Origin of the sequence: Ursidibacter arcticus, from assembly GCF_009761375.1 — a bacterium.
Taxonomy (GTDB): domain Bacteria; phylum Pseudomonadota; class Gammaproteobacteria; order Enterobacterales; family Pasteurellaceae; genus Ursidibacter; species Ursidibacter arcticus.
In genome coordinates this window covers 1-1,418 of sequence record NZ_LEKM01000079.1, presented here as the reverse complement: position 1 = coordinate 1,418, position 1,418 = coordinate 1, and the positions used below count along the sequence as shown (strand labels likewise).

The 1,418-nt window shown below is 39.2% G+C and carries 2 protein-coding genes; both read right to left on the bottom strand.

Annotated elements, in window-relative coordinates:
- Positions 1–186 precede the first annotated feature (186 nt).
- Complete coding sequence (gene treR, locus A1D25_RS01905; protein WP_157394030.1) at positions 187–1,128, bottom strand: trehalose operon repressor TreR; 942 nt, start codon at positions 1,126–1,128, stop codon at positions 187–189.
- Positions 1,129–1,160: 32 nt separating this feature from the next.
- Entirely contained in the window at positions 1,161–1,331 is a 171-nt protein-coding gene (locus tag A1D25_RS01900) for a hypothetical protein (protein WP_157394029.1), read from the bottom strand.
- Between the last annotated feature and the right edge of the window lie 87 nt (positions 1,332–1,418).

Here is a 1,418-nt window from a genome sequence, read left to right as displayed (position 1 = left end):
TGACAAACCCCAATTTGTTGTATCCAATTAACGGACGCCAGCGTGGCGTCCCTACACAACAAAATAAAATCTGTTATTTTTCAATTAGTTATAACTTTCCTTGTAGGGACGCCACGCTGGCGTCCGAATGAAAAAAGACTTTGTCAATAATCTGGACCGCTTATAAGCGGTCGGATCTTTTCAATTTTATACCAGCTCACATTCCACCATAATATGCTTAATCGGCATTCCATCTAATACGGCAAACAGCTGTTCTACTACTATATTCCCAATTTTTGAGAAACCAAGATCGACACTGATCACACTTGGAAATAAAAAGTGCAACAACGGATTGTTACCTACGCCACAGACTTGAATATGTTGATGCGGTTTCTCTTGTAAATACTTCACTACACCGATTGCTTGAGTATCTGTGGCACAAATAATTGCTGAGGTTTGTGCTGAAATCACCGCTTGTGCATTATGATATGCCCAATCATAACCAAGCTCCCCTTGAATAGAATGGGCAACCAATTGATATTTTTGACAAAATTCTAAATAAGCTTGATGGCGAATGTAGCCTGTTGTACGGTCATTATCTTTTACGCCAAGATAGTGAATAGTGCGATGCCCTTGCTGATAGAGATAATCCATTAACAACGTCACTGCTTTATGATCGTGATAATAGACAGAAGAAAGACTTGGATAATCCTTCGCAATAACCACCATTTTACGCTGCCACGCAAGCAGTGTTTGCTCTTCTAATTCCGTAAAGGCGAACAAAATCACCCCATCAACACCCCGTTTCTGGAAGAAATCCAAATGTTCCTGAACTAACTGCGGTTTAAACTGGCTTTCAACAATAATCGGTTCGCATTGTGCAGCATAAAGCAATGGCAAAATGCTAGATAATGCTTGATTTTCTGCACTTGATGTCAAGCGAGTAACAATGATCCCAATGGTACGAGAACCGACACCTCGCATTGCTCTCGCTGATTTAGACGGTTGAAAGCCATATTGCTGAATAATTTGTTCAACTCTCTGCCTTGTTTCTTCACGCACTTTAGGGTCATTATTTAACACGCGAGAAACGGTCGATTTCCCAACCCCACTTAAGCGAGCAATATCATTGATTGTTAATTTAGCCATTTTTCTACGAGTTTAGTTAATCCAACACAACGTTAAATCATTGAAATAGGTAATGCAATTAAATCTTCTACCAACCATAGTGGCTGCGGATAAAGTAGGATCATTACGAGCCTGAGTAAGTAGAACAAGGTCATCAAAGAGACATATTGATAATTTCCTTCAATATGCCGCAACAGTGGTTGCATTTGACGAGCATAAAGCATTCTATTTTTCAGTTCAATTTAAGATGCCATCGTAAATTAAACTAAAGAATGGGTAAAAGTAAAGAATATTCAGACTGATGACAAACC

Excerpts from the sequence above, each read along its gene's own strand:
- treR (WP_157394030.1), bottom strand. The coding sequence starts at position 1,128 with ATGGCTAAATTAACAATCAATGATATTGCTCGCTTAAGTGGGGTTGGG.
- A1D25_RS01900 (WP_157394029.1), bottom strand. The coding sequence starts at position 1,331 with ATGCTTTATGCTCGTCAAATGCAACCACTGTTGCGGCATATTGAAGGA.